Below are 16,781 nucleotides of genomic sequence, written 5' to 3' on the forward strand. Positions count from 1 at the left end.
TTAAAAAGAGAGCTTCCTAGACAATATGCATGTAGATAAAAGCTCTCTTTGTGTCCTAATCTAATATGACCTTGCCTGTTGCAAGTTACTTACTTTACTCTCGTACGCAGCTTGTACACTTTGACTTTTAGATACTTCTGCAACACCTACATGCCACCATGACTCGTATCCATTTGTCATTGTTTTTGGTAATACTTTAATATCAATTAATGTAGAAATTGTTTGTTTTTTCGCATCTATAAGTGCTTCCCGTAATTGTTCTATTGATGTAACATGATACGTTTTTACACCATATCCAGCCGCGCTAGCTGCAAAATCAATTTTCATAATAGCCCCGTTTAATTTACTAGTTTCCTGGTTTCGGTAGCGAAATTCTGTTCCAAAGCTGCCCATACCGTTTCCCATCTGTAAGTTATTAATGCAGCCAAATCCGGAGTTATCAAACAATAAGACGTTAATTTTTTTATTTTCTTGAAGACTTGTGACAAGCTCAGAATGAAGCATCTGGTAACTACCATCCCCTACCATTGCATATACTTCCTTCGATGGTTCAGCTATCTTTGCACCTAGTGCGCCCGCAACCTCATAACCCATGCAAGAGTATCCATACTCCATGTGATATGTATTTGGTTTTCTTGATGCCCACATTCTTTGTAAATCACCCGGAAGACTTCCTGCCGCGCCAACAATAATTGCATCTTCATCAAGTAATGTATTGATTTGTCCAATGACCGTAGTCTGTGTTAATTCTGTACCAAGTGCGTCTACATACTCATTTAAATTCTCATCGAAATGACCTTCAACTTCCGGCGTGAAACCTTGACCTGTAAAGCGAATATTATGTAGACGTGCTAATTCTGTTTCCCAAGCCTCTTTTGCATCAGTGATTTCTACTGTGTAACTAGATTGATACTCAATCGATTGCAGTTCATCTATTAGAGCAAGAAGTGTTTCTTTTGCATCTGCTATCACCTTCAATGCATCAAGCTTATTCGCATGGAATTCCGAAATGTTGATGTTTAAAAACTCAACCTCTTTATTCTGGAACAATTGCTTAGATGCCGTTGTAAAATCAGTAAATCTTGTCCCGATTCCAATAACAAGATCCGCTTCCTTTGCAATTGTATTAGCTGCTAAATTACCAGTTACCCCAATGCCGCCAAGATTATATGGATGACAACTTTCAATCGCGCTTTTCCCTGCTTGCGTTTCTCCAAATGGAATGCGGAATGCCTCAGCAAACTGTTTCAGTTCCTCTGCCGCTTCTGCGTATCTTACTCCACCACCGCAAATCATAATTGGCTTTTTCTTTCTCTTAATCATTTCAACCGCATCCACTAAACTGGCTTTTGTAGGTAGACGACGCTCAATACGGTGAACGCGCTTTTGGAAGAAGTAACTTGGAAAATCCCACGCTTCCCCTTGGACATCTTGTGGTAAGCAAATTGTTACAGCTCCTGTATCTGCCGGATTCGTTAAAACACGCATGGCTTGAATCATAGCCGTCATCAATTGTTCAGGACGATTTACCCGGTCCCAGTACTTACTTACCGCACGAAAAGCATCATTCGTAGAAATAGATAAGTCATGTGTTTGTTCAATTTGTTGAAGAACAGGATCAGGTTGTCTTGTTGCAAATACATCACCTGGAAGTAGTAAAACGGGAATATTATTTGCAGAAGCTGTTGCAGCAGAGGTAATCATATTTGCTGATCCAGGACCAACAGAAGAAGTACATGCCATAATTTGTTTTCTGTGTTTTTGTTTTGCAAACGCCATCGCAGCATTTGCCATTCCTTGCTCATTTCTCCCTTGATATACTTCTAATTCCCCAGCGTCTTCTTCTAAAGCTTGACCAAGGCCTACTACATTTCCATGACCAAAAATCGTAAAGATTCCCTTAATAAACTTTTGTTGTTCTCCATCAAACTCTACGTATTGCTGATTCAAAAATTTCACCAAAGCTTGTGCCGTCGTCATTCTAACAGTTTGCATATTGTTTGCTCCTTTCTATCTCTATCAGTCATTCTACATATGAAAAAGGAGTATCAGGAATTTGATAGACTCCTAATACTTCCTTCTTATGTTTTACTACCTTCCTTACTTTCGCTTCCAAGCACCTAGAGAGATTCTACTTCTCTCTTCATGATTACTTTTCCCAACGAGATGTAAGCATTTTCTTTCTAGTATAAAACTCAACGCCGTCAGTACCGTTCGCATGAAGATCTCCATAGAAAGAATCTTTCCAGCCAGAGAACGGGAAGAATGCCATCGGTGCTGGAACCCCAACATTCACACCTAACATACCGGATTCAATTGTTTCACGGAATTGACGTACACTTGCCCCGCTATCTGTATAAATACAAGCTCCATTTGCAAAGCGAGACTCATTTGCAATTTCAATCGCTTCATCTAATGATTTCACACGAACAATCGATAAAACAGGAGCAAAGATCTCATCTTGCCAGATTTTCATTTCTTTTGTAACATGGTCAAAAATTGTTGGGCCAACGAAGTAACCAGCTCCTTTTACAGCCGTATCTTCGCGTCCATCACGAACTAATGTAGCGCCCTGTTCTACACCTGAATAGATGTAACCAATTGTACGCTCTTTATGGTTATCACGAATAACTGGTCCTAAAAATACATCTTCATCAAGACCATTTCCGATGACAATTTTATTTGCTTCTTCTACGAGTCTTTCAACTAATTGATCTGCAATTTCTTCTTCTACTGTTACAACAGAAGCAGCCATACAACGCTCACCAGCTGAACCAAATGCAGCACTAATAATTTGCTTTGTTGCTAGTTCAAGATTCGCATCATTTAATACAATGGAATGGTTTTTCGCACCTGCTAATGCTTGCACGCGTTTTAAGTTTTCTGTTCCTTTTTTGTATACATATTCTGCCACAGGCTGAGAACCTACAAATGAAATTGCCTTCACTAATTTATGTTCCAGAAGACCGTTTACTACATCGTGAGCGCCATTTACGATATTTAATACACCTTTTGGTAAGCCTGCTTCTTCAGCTAATTCTGCTAATCTTGCTGCTAGAAGTGGTGTACGCTCTGAAGGTTTTAACACAAATGTATTACCGCAAGCAATCGCAAGTGGGAACATCCAGCATGGAACCATCATTGGGAAGTTAAAAGGTGTAATCCCGCCTATAACACCAATTGGGTAACGATACATACCAGACTCAATACCTGTCGCAATATCAGGTAGCTGTTTTCCCATCATTAATGTAGGAGCACCTGCAGCAAACTCCACGCACTCAATACCACGAAGAACTTCACCGTAAGCCTCGTTATAGCTTTTTCCGTTTTCAATCGTAATCAGTTTCGCTAACTCTTCCCTGTTATCTACTAATAATTGTTGATATTTAAATAGAATACGAGCGCGTTTTGGTACAGCAGTTTTAGACCAAGATTTGAACGCTTCGTTTGCTGCTAATACAGCTTGTTCAACATCTACTTTTGTTGAAAGTGGTACTTGAGCAATTACTTCTCCTGTTGCAGGATTATATACAGCTTCCATCTTAGTTGAAATGGATTCTACCCATTCGCCGCCAATGTAGTTTTTTACAATTTGTGCTGTTTGTACTGTCATATTCATTCTCTCCCTTTTATGTAATGTAGAAGCGTCCAATAGGATACGCCCTTGCTTAATTAATGGTTTATGATGTTTCTATACAATTTCCTCAGCCGTTTCCATGAATGCAGAAATCTCTGCCCTTGTTGGCATTGCATCCGAACAGCTATGTTTAGAAATAACAATCGAAGCAGAAGCACCACCTAATCGCATCGCTTGAGGGATCTCAAGCCCTTGCATTAAGCCATAAATAAATGCAGAAGCATACGAGTCGCCAGCGCCAAACGTCTTTAACACCTTTGTTTTAAAGATACCGCCTCTGTGAGATTGACCGTCTCTCGTATAAGCGATTGACCCATCCCCGCCATGTTTAATTACAACGATTTTCGCATGATGAGAAAACCATCTTTCAGCCGTAACTTGGTCATTAGATTGTTCATAGTTTAATAGTTTTTCCATCATATCGAATTCTTCACGCGTTCCAATAATGACATCAGATTTTTCAGCTGCTAGATTGTAATACACAGCCGTTTCAGCTTCTGACTGCCATGTATAAGGGCGGTAATCCACATCAAAAAATACGACTACATCATGCTTACGCGCATATTCTAGTGCTAAAAATACCGCTTCGCGAGAAGGACTTTTCGCTAAAGCCGTTCCTGAAATTAAGAGAGCTCTTGATTGTTTAATATAGTCCTCAGAAACTTCTGTTGGATCAAGATTTAAATCTGCAACATTGTCGCGGTACATTAAAATACTGCAATCTTCAGGGCTTTTAATTTCTGTAAAAGCTAGACCTGTCACCGCACCTGTACGATCGATACGTATCCGATCTGTATTAATATTGTTATCCTTTAAGTATCCTGTAATAAAGCGGCCCATTTGATCATCGGAAACTTTACCGATAAATCCTGTCTGTAAGCCAAGACGCGCCGCACCAATTGCGATATTCGCAGGAGAACCTCCCACATACTTAGTAAATGTTCTTGTTTCTTCCATAGGACGTTGTGTTTCGTTGGCATTTAAATCAACGCATAAACGTCCAACTGCAATTAGGTCTAATGGACAATCTTCTTTAAAAATAAGTGGATTCATTGTTTCTACCTCCCATGCTTTATGAAAGAGTGAATGACATAGTTCATATTTTTATAAACTTACTATTCATTACTCTTTATCTATCTAGAAGTAAGCGCTCTCTTTATTAATTTAATGCAGGCTGTTTATGTTCAATTTGAACAGGTTTTCCAGTTAGTAATGATTCCTTCGCAGCTTTCGCAATTCGTTCTGCTTGTAACCCATCATTACCACTGCAAATAACAGCTTGTCCTTCTATAATTGACTTTGTAAATTGTGTTACTTCCTCAATGTAAGCTTGCGTGTAGCGCTCTAAGAAGAAATAAAGCGGCTTGTCTTTTACAACACCTTCTGTTTTTGAAACTTGTACTGTTGTCGGACAGCAATTATCCGCAGCAACCGCGCCTTTTTCACCAAACACTTCAACACGCTGGTCATATCCATAAACAGCTTGGCGGCTATTATCAATTACCCCCAAAGCTCCATTCGCAAATTTTAATGTGACAATTGCTGTATCAACATCATTTACTTCCTGAATGGATGGATCAATTAATGTTGTGCCATATGCAAATACTTCAACGACTTCACTATTCATCACATAACGAGCCATATCAAAATCATGAATCATCATATCCATAAACAATCCACCTGAAGAGCGAACATACTCTATACTTGGTGGTTGTGGATCTCTAGACGTAATTTTTAAAATATGTGGGTGTCCCACTTCTCCTTGTTGAATAAGATCATAGACTTTCCTGAAGTTAGGATCGAAACGACGATTAAAACCTACTTGAAGAAATACCCCTTGTTCTTTTACTACTTCTAATGCATCTAATGTTTCTTCTACTGAGAAACTAACAGGCTTTTCACAGAAAATATGTTTTTTCGCAAGAGCCGCTTCTTTTATAATTTGCGCATGTGTATTTGTTGGTGAACAAATAAAGACAGCATCAATTTCTGGATCTGCTAATAAATCCTGATAGTTTGTAGTCAGAGTAGAAATCCCTTTATCCTCGGCCCACTTTTCTAGATGACTAATCACAACATCTGAAACCGCTTTAATTTTTACTTGTGGCATCAGCTGCAAGTTATCTACATGCAGTTTCCCTATTCGTCCAGCACCAATAATTCCAATCGTTAAAACATTCATATGATTTCTCCCTCTTTATTTAAATTTAAGAAAAAAATGAAAGTCTATAAGGTTTAGCACATCAAATTAAGTTAAGCGCTTTCCCTATTTTTCTTCATTATACACACTTGATTCTAAATTGAAAACATTTTTATTTTTTTGAATACTCTTCTTTTCATCCGAATTTCAAATTTCGTAAGTAAACGTACTACGTCCATATACAAATTAATAATTAGAAACAAATAATCTAAACAACTACAAAAATAATCTTTTAAAATACTGATATAACAAAGGAAACAAAGCCTTTTAAAGGCTAAACTCCCATCTATAAGGTATTCCTTTCTTTTCATACTCACTATTATTTTATTGTCCGATAAGTAAATAGAATGCCCCTATAAAAGAAAGTTGTAAATTGTCAAAAAATTTCATTGACGGTCTTAAAATGTAAGCGTATACTTTTTTTATCAAAAATAATTAAGCGCTTAACCAAAAATAACTTATCGGTGGTGGGAGAATGAACGCTATTAGTTCAAGCAAAACATTTATGGACAGGATTGGTATCCCTTCTAATTTAACTTGGGGATACATAGGAATTATTGTTTTTATGATTGGGGATTGTTTAGAACAAGGATGGTTATCCCCTTATCTCGTTGAGAGAGGCCTAACGCTAGAACATGCTGCATTTTTGTTTACTATTTACGGAATAACTGTATCTGCTTCTTCTTGGTTTTCAGGGGTATTTGTACAAATGTGGGGACCAAGAAAAGTCATGACGTTTGGTTTAGTATCATTCATTTTAGGTTCAATCGGGTTCATAGGTATAGGAATTCAACATATGAATTATCCCGTAATATTAATTTGTTATGCCCTACGAGGGTTCGGTTATCCTTTATTTGCTTATTCTTTTCTAGTTTGGGTATCTTACAGTACTCCTCAGCAAATGCTTTCAAGAGCAGTTGGCTGGTTCTGGTTCGTATTCCAGCTAGGGCTTAGTGTTATAGGAGCCTTTTATTCTAGCTATATGGTTCCTAAAATCGGGGAAATCGCTACATTATGGAGCGCTTTAATTTTTGTTGTCATCGGGGGATTGTTCTCAATTGTTGTAAATAAGGATAGATTTAAAGCACAAACCGTAAGCGCTAACAAATCAAGTGAGTTACTAAAAGGCATTACCATCGCATTTGAAAATCCTAAGGTTGGTATAGGCGGTATTGTAAAAATTATAAATTCGGCCGCTCAGTTTGGATTTGTTGTTTTCCTTCCTACCTATATGATGAAATATAATTTTACGATGACGGAATGGCTTCAAATTTGGGGTACTCTATTCTTTGTAAATATGGTATTTAATATTATTTTTGGTATTGTTGGAGACAAGTTTGGTTGGGTAAATACAATTAAATGGTTCGGAGGAGTCGGTTGCGGCATTGTAACTCTTGCACTCTATTATGTACCACAAATGGTAGGACATAATTATTGGGCTATATTATTTGTTGCATGTTGCTACGGAGCAACACTTGCTGGTTATGTACCTCTTACAGCATTAGTTCCATCTTTATCTCCTGAAAATAAAGGAGCGGCAATGTCTGTCTTAAATTTAGGTTCAGGATTATCAGCATTTGTTGGACCATTAGTAGTAACTGCTTTCATCGGTCCATTAGGTGTAGGCGGCGTGATGTGGATCTTTGCTGGTTTGTATTTCTTTGGTGCATTTTTAACTCATTTCCTTACTATTCCAAAGGAAGATGGGATGGAGCAGGATTTAAATACGAAAAGCAGTGAGCAATTCTCTGTATAAATCCTCTATATAATAGAAGGTCATCATAACTGTATATGGTTAAGATGACCTTCTTTTTGTTACATTCAAGTAGGATATCAAAAACGCTAACATGTAATATCCTTTACTGATGATCGCTCTACTAATTGAGGAATAATAGTAATTTTTTGCTTAGCATGTTCCTTCATTTCCATCGTTTTTAAGAGTTGTTCAAACGTACAAGCTGCCATTTGTGTAATTGGCTGTTCAATTGTCGTTAACCCAGGATCTGCTATCTCAGCATAAATTGTATTATCAAATCCGATTATTGATAAATCTTCCGGAATTGAAAGTCCTTGTTTTCTTGCTTCATTCATAAGGCATATCGCAATTAAATCTGTACAAGCAAAAACCGCTGTAGGCCTATTAGGCAAGCTAAGTAATTCTTTACTTGCACGTTTGCTATCTTCCACAGTCGAATAGCAGCTAATTATTGCATCATCATCTAATGAGATATCTGAATCTGTAAGAGCCTGCTTAAAGCCATTCAGCCTTCCTAAGCTACTTTTTCTATCCTTCTCCATCATAATCGTTAAAGATGTATGGCCCTTCTGCGTTAGATAATTCCCAGCTAAATAGCCGCCCCTCATATCATCAGTTGTCACAACATGAGTCGTGATGGAAGGATGATCTACGGTAAATAATACGAGTGGCAAATCTCGGTTCACGATTTTTTTAACTAGTTTATAATCATTTAGTTCCGTCGCAATAATAATGCCATCTACTTGCTTTTTAAATAATAAATCAATGTATTCGTGCTCACGTTTTGTTTGATGGTCCGTACTACATAAAATGAGTGTATATCCTGATTCTCGTGCGCTATTTTCAAAAGCTCTTGCTACTTCTGCAAAAAATGGATTTGAGATATCTGGGACAAGTACCCCAATCGTATATGTTTTTTTACCTGTTAACGCTGCTGCTACACTACTCGGCTGGTAATCTAATTCATCCATTACCTGATTTACTTTGTTTATTGTTTTTTCACTAATACGCCCAGTTTGATTAATTACCTTGGATACAGTCGCTATTGATACACCTGCTTTTTCCGCAACATCATAAATTGTTGGTTTCACTTTAATTGTCCCTTCTTAATCATCTTTTTCTATATTTTATCATAAATAGATTTTACTTCTTGGTACACAAATAGAATTCTTTTAAAATTTGTAAGTATTTCTATCTTATAGCGTAACGCTTCATATTTACGAATTAATCTACCTTTATGAAACACCTGTAGAAAAATTCGACCAATTTACTTAATAGACATTTAATATCCACATGCAAGGCTCATTACAACCAGATCACGCAGTAATACTTATGGTTCTTTCTCCTATTTACACCACCTCATGGTAATCTTTACTTCTTTATTGTAATTCCTAATATTAAGATGTAAAATAACATTATCTTATATGCGCTTAAGATAGATCGGAATAAGAAAAGGAACCCTTATGGGTTCCTTTTTCTATGCAAAATAAAAAATCATCCCATTTAGATGCTCTCTGCACTTATTCTTTCTATATAACACTAATTCCTATTGCCCTAAGGATACCTCATACAATACATACTAACCCTACTCATATATAAAACTCTAGTAACCCAAAATGTCCAAGTATCATACATAGAATTAAGCCTATAGGATATACAAAGACTTCTTTCCAATTTATCCATTCATATAGGGGAGATAGTTATACGATGATTAAAACTCCTAATACAATTAAAACAACACACTTTCTTCAAATTCAATCCTTTTTGCTTATCCTTTTATTGTCTCGATAATTGAAACCATTCATTTCCCCTAGAGCTGAGCAGTTAGTTCATTCTAACTGCTCTTTTTATTTTTTATCGTCACCCTTCCATTGTACCTCCATATGTTGTATAGAAATATCTCCTTCTAAATTGTCATTGATGCCTCTTTCAAGCCCTAATACACACCTTAAAAAGAGCACTTTTAAAAAGTGCTCTTTTTACTTTGCATGTCACTCATCCTACAATGAATTAAGATTTTAACCTACGAATAATTCATGTAATTATTTCCAATACTAAGAGTAGATTGGTAACAGCCAATCTGTATCCATAATGAATCTCTAATTTTCTTGAAATCTCCCTGGGCAAGGCGGCTATTTTTAATAGCCGTCTTTCTTGTATAAATTATAAATATTTGCACATACTATTAGGGGAATGGTTGAATCATTGTCATTGAAAATGTTCAGCACTTCCGCTCCTTAAGAGAACAGTCTACGCAACTGTTCTCTTTCCTATTTCCTTTTTTCACGCATATAATCTGACAAGCATTATTAACTCTAACTCCCCTACAATCAATCGCATTGCAACATTCTCAATATTTCCTCAACAAATTCACAATATTTTTCATGGACAACAGCACACTTTCTCAACAGTTTTAATATCTTAATATTAAATACTGAAAGGAGATGTTGAAAAATGACTTGGTTCATTATTTTAGGGTTTATGCTTATTTTAATAATAAGCGGTTTTCATGCACATAGTATTCATATCATTTTCAAAATAGGTTCAGATACAAAAGCTGTGCCAAGTTGGTCTTTCGTTAATAAAATAAATTTCCAAACATTAAAAGAATTAATAAAAGGACTAAATAAGGATAATCTTAAAATCCTTACAATAGGAGAACTTGTTATTCCTTTAAGTTTCTTTAATAGATTATTTAGCAAAACATTAATTTTTCTATTCCTATTCTTTTACTCTCAATACTTAAACTAATGTAATATAAGATGAGTTAAAGAATAACAATTACTGAGCGTAGCAAGCCAACAATCGATCGCCTATGATGAACTGGACCTGAAGAATTAAACAAAAAATTAAGCGGCTGTTTGAATGTGAGTCCAGTATTATACTGGACTCATTCTTTTTAAATGAACTTTGATTTTTTTGCGATTGTAATGAACATTATACTTATCTAATACTATCTTAATAAGTTCCATACCTTCGAATTTTGTAAGATAAGTTACTTTTTCTTTGTCTTGTTCCGTAATTCCATCTCTTTTTGAACGAAGTCCTTTAACTTCTTTAAATAATCGACTTCCATACGTAAACATTCATTTTCATCTTTTAATGCCTCTATCATCCCTTCAATAGCTGCATTATCTAACTTTAATCTTGTATTTTTATTTCCCATAACTGGATCCCTTTCTTCTTTTATATAGGAAATCCATGTCTTTTAAAATCATATATTTCCCTTCATCTACGAACTACTTCAATGAATTCCTTAACAAAAATTATTCATTTATTTCCTTTGTTTTTAATCCATTTCTAAACATTTCAGATATCCCCTTTGCCCCCCCTATTTTCATTCCATATTTCTCTCCTAAATGAATCGTAGTACATATTATCACCAACACATTTATAGGTTTTAATAGTATTCTTAACAAAATCTTCTTACATTTAAATAGACATACCACTTTATTCTGTCAACTCCATCTATATTGATAAATATAAAAGAACAAATTTATTTGACATTTCAATGACTTATAACAGGAAAATATATACATTAAATGAAACCTGATATATCTTTAATTTGTAAGTTGTAGTTAGTTGGCCAACTTTCCATACAATTTAATAATTTAAAATATGGGGGATCTAAAATGAATCAAGTATTTAGAAAAAGTAAGAAAAAAATGATGTATCTAGTTGGTTCACTTCTAATTTCTCTATCAATGTTTTCAACTACTAGTTTTGCAGCTACAGAAGGTGCTGTAAAAAGTGTTACAAATAGTAGTTATACCGGGATTGCAGCTGATATAAATCTACCAAAATCAGTTGTTGTTAAAGATGGATATGTGAATTGGTATTTAGGTATTGGAGCATCTAAAGTTGAGGGTGGTATTTCAAAAACACCAAGTGGATATAAAGTATTTCTTAATTCAGGATATAATGAATCAGGTCAAAACAGTAAGTATTGGAACACACAATATGATACATCAATTAAAGATGGTGATCGGGTAAACCTTAAAATAATTAATAACGGAAATGGTACGGTTACTATGTATGTAAATGGAAGCCCTAGATATGCAAATCAGCCTGTATATGGCTCATTTTCTCAATACGAACCAGTAAAAATGGTTCAGGGTGTTGAAGATGCTGGACGTAATTCTTTTAGCCAGGCTAGCTTTTCAAATGTACTTCTAAGAGCAGATGCATCTGGATCTACCTACAAAAGTTGGAACGGTTTAATTTCTTCCTCATTTTCAAGACACGGTACTTATGGTAACAATTTCACAGTTTATTCCCAAGTACCATTAAGCGCAAGTCTACGCTAAAGGTGTTATGTGCATAATAATGTTTTTGTGAAAAAAGTAGTTGCACTTGCAGCTACTTTTTTATATAGGGTACATTGTAATAGATATTTGCGCCAACATAAATACTATCTTTCAACTTTTTCAAAAATAAGCTGTTTATTTAAATGTTATGTACAAAAAAACTAGAAATATTTAATTCTACGTTTTTTATAGATTAATTACTTCATTCATTTACTATCTCCCAAATTCATCAATTTCGGCTTTACGCTTTAAAAATATTTCAATATCTTTATTCACTCTCTCCATTAAACCAAGAGCTTGCCTATCATTTAAAGATAATTCTTTATAACCTCATATATATTCTATTGTTGTCACTTTACTTTGTTTATGATCTGCAAAATACCATTCTAAAGGCTGTAAAGGGTTAGATACTTCAAACAATTCAGCTGGATACCATGAAGGCAGATTTTCATTTTCAGCTAAGATTTCATCTCAGTATAGGAGCAAAGTCTATGAATGTTGTCATGAATTGATTAGTAGACTTTTAGCCCGCTATAAACTCAGCGTTTTTTCCAGTGGAACACCCAGATTATATAGCACATTACATAAATCAATGTTATCAATATTTCTCGCAGCTGGAATATCAATCTTATGGCTTGCTATTCTATTAGCTCAGTCCGTAAATGCATTTGCAAGATTTATTCTCATATTGAAACCTGTAGGAAATCCTAGTATTTTCACATCCAATGCTTGTAAATTTTTCGCAATAATTGGAGCGTTTTTTATTATAATACTTAGCTTTCAATTTTTATATCCTTACACCATATTTCTAATTCCATAGGGGGCATAATTATATTACAGGTATATAATTTCAAGCCCTCTTTTTCTACTTCACCAATTTCAATATCATGAAGAAAATATGGTAACTGTTCATATGTAAATGTTTTTATTGGTTTTTCTTTTACATATCCCATGCTATGTTTGAAATCTATTCTATAGCAACCGCTAAATTGAAAATCTACGTCGCCATTTTCATTCTTATAAGTTAGGTATACCTCATCACCAAAATAGTCGCATACTAATTTAGTAACCCATGCATCAAAATAGTGTAACTTTTCAAATTCTGCTTGTATTCTCCTTACGTTCATTTTCGACCTCAATTCTTACTTTTTATATGGAATAAGAGCATCTGTACTCTTAATATCCATTTTACTCCCATTCTCATCATATAAATCTACATGATCATATTTTGTTACTTTATCTGGTAGATCTATTCTCATCTTTTTCTCCTTCACCCAGCCATTTCAGTTGCTATTCCTGGTGCAAAAAATTCTAATCAGGTTAAAGAAAACTCTTCACATTTAATTCGTCCATTATTATTAGATATTGAACTACCCTCACTTTCACTTCGTTTAGAAGTGAGGGATTCCTAAGTAAAGAGTCCTATCGAACTCTAATTGATTAGGCTAACCCCGCAGTCCTTGCGGTTAGAAGTCTTATTGCTTCATTCTTTATATTGATACTTGCGTTAATATCCCTATCATGGTGCATACGACAAGAAGGACAGTCCCATTTACGTAGGTTTAGATTTTTAACGTCTTTATTTTGATATCCACAACAAGAACATAATTGGCTGGAAGCAAATGTTTTCGATACGACAATGACTTGTTTGCCATACCATTTTGCTTTATATTTCAACATGGTTCGAAACTGTGACCAAGATACTTCACTAATTGCTTTTGCTAACTTATGATTCTTTAACATATTCGATACTTGCAAATCCTCTATACCGATAACATCGTGGCTTTTGATGATTTCAGTTGAGATTTTGTCTAAGTAATCTTTTCTAGCATTTGATATGTATTCATGAATTCTAGCTACTTTTACTCGTTGTTTATTCCAGCGAGAAGATCCTTTCATTCTTCTAGAAAGAACACGCTGTGCTTTCGCCAACTTATCTTCTAATGATCGGAAAAACTTCAGATTTTCATAGGGTGTTCCATCTGACAAAATGGCGAAATCTTTTAGTCCTACATCTATCCCAATGTAAGAATGTGTTTTCGGAAGTTCTTGCACTTCTGTTTCAACTAACAATGACACAAAGTATCTACCAGAAGGGTTGCGTCTAACCGTAGCATTTAAAATACGTCCTTGTACTTCACGACTTTTGGCAAATCGAACAAGGCCTAGTTTGGGCAACTTTATTTTGTTCCCTACAACGGCAATATTTTCATTTGTTTGTTTTGTGGTGTAAGATTGTACGTTATTCTTCTTGGATTTGAAACGCGGGGCACTATTTTGTTTTTTGAAAAATCGTGTATACGCATCCGCAAGGTTGCGAACAGACGACTGAATCGCAATACTATCCACTTCTTTGAGCCAAACAAACTCTTTCTTCATGGCAGGAAGTTTGGCAGAGCATGTACCATATGTTAAACCTTTTCCAGTTTCTTTATATGTGTGATCCCATAGGGATAGGAAATGATTGAATACAAAGCGAGAACAACCTATCGTTTTATTAATTAGATTTGCTTGTGCTTGATTTGGATAGATACGAAACTTAAAGGCTTTATTAATTATCATTTGATTCACCTCCATTTCGGTATATGATTATTATATACCAAACGTACATTCGATGGATAGTGACGTAACACTTTATGTATGTCGAACAATTAAGATGGCTTCCTGCCATCCCTTGTCCGAAGCCAATTCATCTCCCACCTACTCACTTCGCGTTCCTTGAGGAAGGAGTCTTCTTGGCTAAAATGATAAAAAATTATGCTGATTTTTCTACCAAATCCATACTACTACTTCTTCTCCACTAGAATATATCTTTAGCACTTCCAATCTATTTCTTTTATCTTTTCCCAACAATATCTACAGTTTATAAGGTATTTGAACCCTTTTATTCAACTACCTTATAATAAGTTCTACATTATATAAAAATATCTATTACACTAGTTGAATACATGCTAGGGCAACATGCAAACAAAATAAACAATTAATTCAGAAATATTTTTAGAAACTTCATTATCTCACAATTACTTTTTTAAAATAAATCAAAAAATTTTTCTTTACTTTAAATTCCATAGTTCATATAATCTTCTATGGAATTACATTTTTTTCTAAATAGCTCCTCATTTCTAAGTATTCGAAAGGGCAATTACAAATCATTATACCCTTATGTTTAACCAAGTGAAATAAAAATCCATTTTTTTACAAGGAGAAGTGACTGCATGCAAGATATTTTAAAACTATTTCCGAGCGTTGACGGAAATGAAGAAAAACAACAACTTTTATTAGAATCTATGCAGAAAATAATTAAAAATCTTGACCGATTAAAAAATGAAGAGCGAGCTACTTTAGGTAAATGTGAGGAAAAATCAGAAGGATACTACAATGGCTTAATTCACCAAAGTCATATTCCACTAGCTGGAATCACTATGTCTGAGGTTATAGACGAGCTAAACCAATTTATGAATGGTCATCCTTATCCAAATAAATATTACTTGTCTAACGCTGTACCACTACCAAGTATACCTTCACTATTAGGTGTAATAACCATGGCCCTTTTAAATGGTAATGGTGTTTGGGATGTATATGGTCCAGGGGCAGCTGAAGCAGAAGTAAAAGTTGTATCCATGCTTTCAAAACTGATTGGTTATAATCCACATAATAGCGGTGGCTATACAACATGGGGTGGACAAGGATGCGTGTTTTCGAGCTTGCGCTTAGCAATTTCTAAACAATTCCCATCAGCAAAAGAACATGGCGCTCCACAAAATGTATATTGCTTTGCTTCTGAAAATGCACATTATAGTTTATTAAAGTCAGCTGAAGCAACTGGCATCGGGTCAAATCACTTAATAAAAGTAAAAACTGATCCTTATACAAATTCTATGGATATAGAAGATTTAGAGAATAAAATGATACAGGTTATTAAAAATGGCGGTATCCCCCTCTATATTCTAGCTACTATGGGGTCCACAGATACATTTACCATTGATGATATAAAAAAAATTAAAGAGAGCGCTGAAACAATACAGAAAAAATATAAATTAAAGCCTATTTATATCCATGCTGATTCTGCAATGGGCGGATTCTATAGCTTCTTTAACAATTATAATTTTGAAGAAAATCCACTTTCATTTGAACCTAATGTAAAAAATGCCTTACAATACGTACAAGATAAAATGCAATATATGTCTCTTGCAGATAGTGTATGTTTTGATTTTCATAAATTAGGACAAACACCTTATGCCTCAAGTATTTTAATCGTAAAAAGTCATACTGATTTACAACTGATGGACATTGACCAAGATGATACACCTTATCTTGGTAATAGATCATATGGGAGTTATCATACAGGCTATACTTTAGAATGTTCACGAGCTGGTAGTGCTATTCCAATGTATATCAATCTATTAGCCTTTGGAATTGATGGATATCAAAAATTATTAGCAAATTATATTCGTGTAAATCTATTATTTAGAGAGAAGTTGCGCAAGGCCCTGCCTCAAGTCGCAATCACAAATGATTTTACATTTGGGCCAATTACAACTTTCCGTTTCTATATGAATGGAGATGGCCAAGAAAATTGGGAAAAAGAACGAATAGGCCTTGCAACAAAAGAAGAGATTGAGGATACAAACCGATTAAATATAGAACTATTTAATTACCTAGGAAAAAATCGCGATCAAGTATTTTTTGGTGATACAACTCGTTCTTGTGTAGTAGATGCAATAAACAGTTGTGGTAGAAATTCAATTTCCACATTAAAATTCTTTTCTATCTCTCCATATACAACTGTTGAATGTATAGATGAGATTGTAGCATTTCTTTATGAACATATTTCGATTGCTACTAAACAGATTTATTCATATGTTTAATAATCATTTTGGC

The 16,781-nt window shown here is 34.8% G+C and carries 12 protein-coding genes and 2 pseudogenes; 4 read left to right on the forward strand and 10 right to left on the reverse strand.

What is annotated here, in order from left to right:
* Nucleotides 1-60: 60 nt before the first annotated feature.
* The 4 genes from iolD to iolG all read right to left on the reverse strand — a co-directional run bounded on the left by iolD (nucleotide 61) and on the right by iolG (nucleotide 5,819).
* A complete protein-coding gene (gene iolD, locus N2V80_RS27905; protein WP_061655352.1) occupies nucleotides 61-1,995 on the reverse strand; it encodes a 3D-(3,5/4)-trihydroxycyclohexane-1,2-dione acylhydrolase (decyclizing) in 1,935 nt (644 codons plus the stop codon).
* Between the two features lie 154 nt (nucleotides 1,996-2,149).
* Nucleotides 2,150-3,613 carry a CoA-acylating methylmalonate-semialdehyde dehydrogenase gene (locus N2V80_RS27910; protein WP_061655351.1) on the reverse strand — a complete coding sequence of 488 codons (1,464 nt, stop codon included), beginning with the start codon at nucleotides 3,611-3,613 and terminating at the stop codon, nucleotides 2,150-2,152.
* A gap of 78 nt (nucleotides 3,614-3,691) precedes the next feature.
* Complete coding sequence (gene iolC / locus N2V80_RS27915) at nucleotides 3,692-4,690, reverse strand: 5-dehydro-2-deoxygluconokinase (RefSeq protein WP_061655350.1); 999 nt, start codon at nucleotides 4,688-4,690, stop codon at nucleotides 3,692-3,694.
* A 106-nt stretch (nucleotides 4,691-4,796) separates the two neighbouring features.
* Complete coding sequence (gene iolG, locus N2V80_RS27920) at nucleotides 4,797-5,819, reverse strand: inositol 2-dehydrogenase (protein ID WP_061655349.1); 1,023 nt, start codon at nucleotides 5,817-5,819, stop codon at nucleotides 4,797-4,799.
* Nucleotides 5,820-6,312: 493 nt separating this feature from the next.
* On the opposite strand from iolG, the gene N2V80_RS27925 reads away from it, so the two are divergent.
* Nucleotides 6,313-7,593: an MFS transporter gene (locus N2V80_RS27925; protein WP_061655348.1), complete on the forward strand. Its 1,281-nt coding sequence runs from the start codon at nucleotides 6,313-6,315 to the stop codon at nucleotides 7,591-7,593.
* Between the two features lie 86 nt (nucleotides 7,594-7,679).
* Here the strand turns inward: N2V80_RS27925 and N2V80_RS27930 are convergent, their stop codons facing one another.
* Complete coding sequence (locus N2V80_RS27930) at nucleotides 7,680-8,684, reverse strand: LacI family DNA-binding transcriptional regulator (protein ID WP_000805145.1); 1,005 nt, start codon at nucleotides 8,682-8,684, stop codon at nucleotides 7,680-7,682.
* 1,363 nt (nucleotides 8,685-10,047) lie between these two features.
* On the opposite strand from N2V80_RS27930, the gene N2V80_RS27935 reads away from it, so the two are divergent.
* Nucleotides 10,048-10,344, forward strand: a complete 297-nt coding sequence (locus N2V80_RS27935; protein ID WP_061655347.1) for a hypothetical protein — start codon at nucleotides 10,048-10,050, stop codon at nucleotides 10,342-10,344.
* Nucleotides 10,345-10,588: 244 nt separating this feature from the next.
* Here the strand turns inward: N2V80_RS27935 and N2V80_RS27940 are convergent, their stop codons facing one another.
* A complete protein-coding gene (locus tag N2V80_RS27940) occupies nucleotides 10,589-10,759 on the reverse strand; it encodes a hypothetical protein (RefSeq protein ID WP_017657691.1) in 171 nt (56 codons plus the stop codon).
* 466 nt (nucleotides 10,760-11,225) lie between these two features.
* Between N2V80_RS27940 and N2V80_RS27945 the strand changes: the two genes are divergently transcribed.
* Entirely contained in the window at nucleotides 11,226-11,900 is a 675-nt protein-coding gene (locus N2V80_RS27945) for a hypothetical protein (protein WP_061655345.1), read from the forward strand.
* Nucleotides 11,901-12,113: 213 nt separating this feature from the next.
* Here N2V80_RS27945 and N2V80_RS27950 read toward each other — a convergent pair.
* The 4 genes and pseudogenes from N2V80_RS27950 to tnpB form a co-directional block, all read right to left on the reverse strand.
* Nucleotides 12,114-12,365: pseudogene (locus N2V80_RS27950) on the reverse strand (hypothetical protein); the annotation flags it as partial.
* Between the two features lie 96 nt (nucleotides 12,366-12,461).
* A pseudogene (locus tag N2V80_RS27955) lies at nucleotides 12,462-12,662 on the reverse strand (hypothetical protein); the annotation flags it as partial.
* Nucleotides 12,663-12,673: 11 nt separating this feature from the next.
* Nucleotides 12,674-13,027, reverse strand: coding sequence for a hypothetical protein (locus N2V80_RS27960; RefSeq protein WP_017658203.1), 354 nt, complete (start codon nucleotides 13,025-13,027; stop codon nucleotides 12,674-12,676).
* Nucleotides 13,028-13,340: 313 nt separating this feature from the next.
* On the reverse strand, nucleotides 13,341-14,462 hold the full coding sequence (gene tnpB, locus N2V80_RS27965) for an IS200/IS605 family element RNA-guided endonuclease TnpB (protein WP_340981009.1): 1,122 nt from the start codon (nucleotides 14,460-14,462) through the stop codon (nucleotides 13,341-13,343).
* 653 nt (nucleotides 14,463-15,115) lie between these two features.
* Here tnpB and N2V80_RS27970 point away from each other — a divergent pair.
* Nucleotides 15,116-16,768 (forward strand): pyridoxal phosphate-dependent decarboxylase family protein, encoded by a 1,653-nt coding sequence (locus N2V80_RS27970; RefSeq protein WP_061655343.1) that lies wholly within the window; start codon nucleotides 15,116-15,118, stop codon nucleotides 16,766-16,768.
* The last annotated feature ends 13 nt before the right edge of the window (nucleotides 16,769-16,781 follow it).

The sequence above is a fragment of the Bacillus sp. FSL W8-0640 genome, from assembly GCF_038007725.1.
Lineage (GTDB): Bacteria > Bacillota > Bacilli > Bacillales > Bacillaceae_G > Bacillus_A > Bacillus_A cereus.

Excerpts from the sequence above, each read along its gene's own strand:
- N2V80_RS27925 (WP_061655348.1), top strand. The coding sequence starts at position 6,313 with ATGAACGCTATTAGTTCAAGCAAAACATTTATGGACAGGATTGGTATC.
- N2V80_RS27940 (WP_017657691.1), bottom strand. The coding sequence starts at position 10,759 with ATGGGAAATAAAAATACAAGATTAAAGTTAGATAATGCAGCTATTGAA.
- N2V80_RS27945 (WP_061655345.1), top strand. The coding sequence starts at position 11,226 with ATGAATCAAGTATTTAGAAAAAGTAAGAAAAAAATGATGTATCTAGTT.
- N2V80_RS27935 (WP_061655347.1), top strand. The coding sequence starts at position 10,048 with ATGACTTGGTTCATTATTTTAGGGTTTATGCTTATTTTAATAATAAGC.
- N2V80_RS27960 (WP_017658203.1), bottom strand. The coding sequence starts at position 13,027 with ATGAACGTAAGGAGAATACAAGCAGAATTTGAAAAGTTACACTATTTT.
- N2V80_RS27910 (WP_061655351.1), bottom strand. The coding sequence starts at position 3,613 with ATGACAGTACAAACAGCACAAATTGTAAAAAACTACATTGGCGGCGAA.
- N2V80_RS27970 (WP_061655343.1), top strand. The coding sequence starts at position 15,116 with ATGCAAGATATTTTAAAACTATTTCCGAGCGTTGACGGAAATGAAGAA.
- iolG (WP_061655349.1), bottom strand. The coding sequence starts at position 5,819 with ATGAATGTTTTAACGATTGGAATTATTGGTGCTGGACGAATAGGGAAA.
- tnpB (WP_340981009.1), bottom strand. The coding sequence starts at position 14,462 with ATGATAATTAATAAAGCCTTTAAGTTTCGTATCTATCCAAATCAAGCA.
- iolC (WP_061655350.1), bottom strand. The coding sequence starts at position 4,690 with ATGAATCCACTTATTTTTAAAGAAGATTGTCCATTAGACCTAATTGCA.
- iolD (WP_061655352.1), bottom strand. The coding sequence starts at position 1,995 with ATGCAAACTGTTAGAATGACGACGGCACAAGCTTTGGTGAAATTTTTG.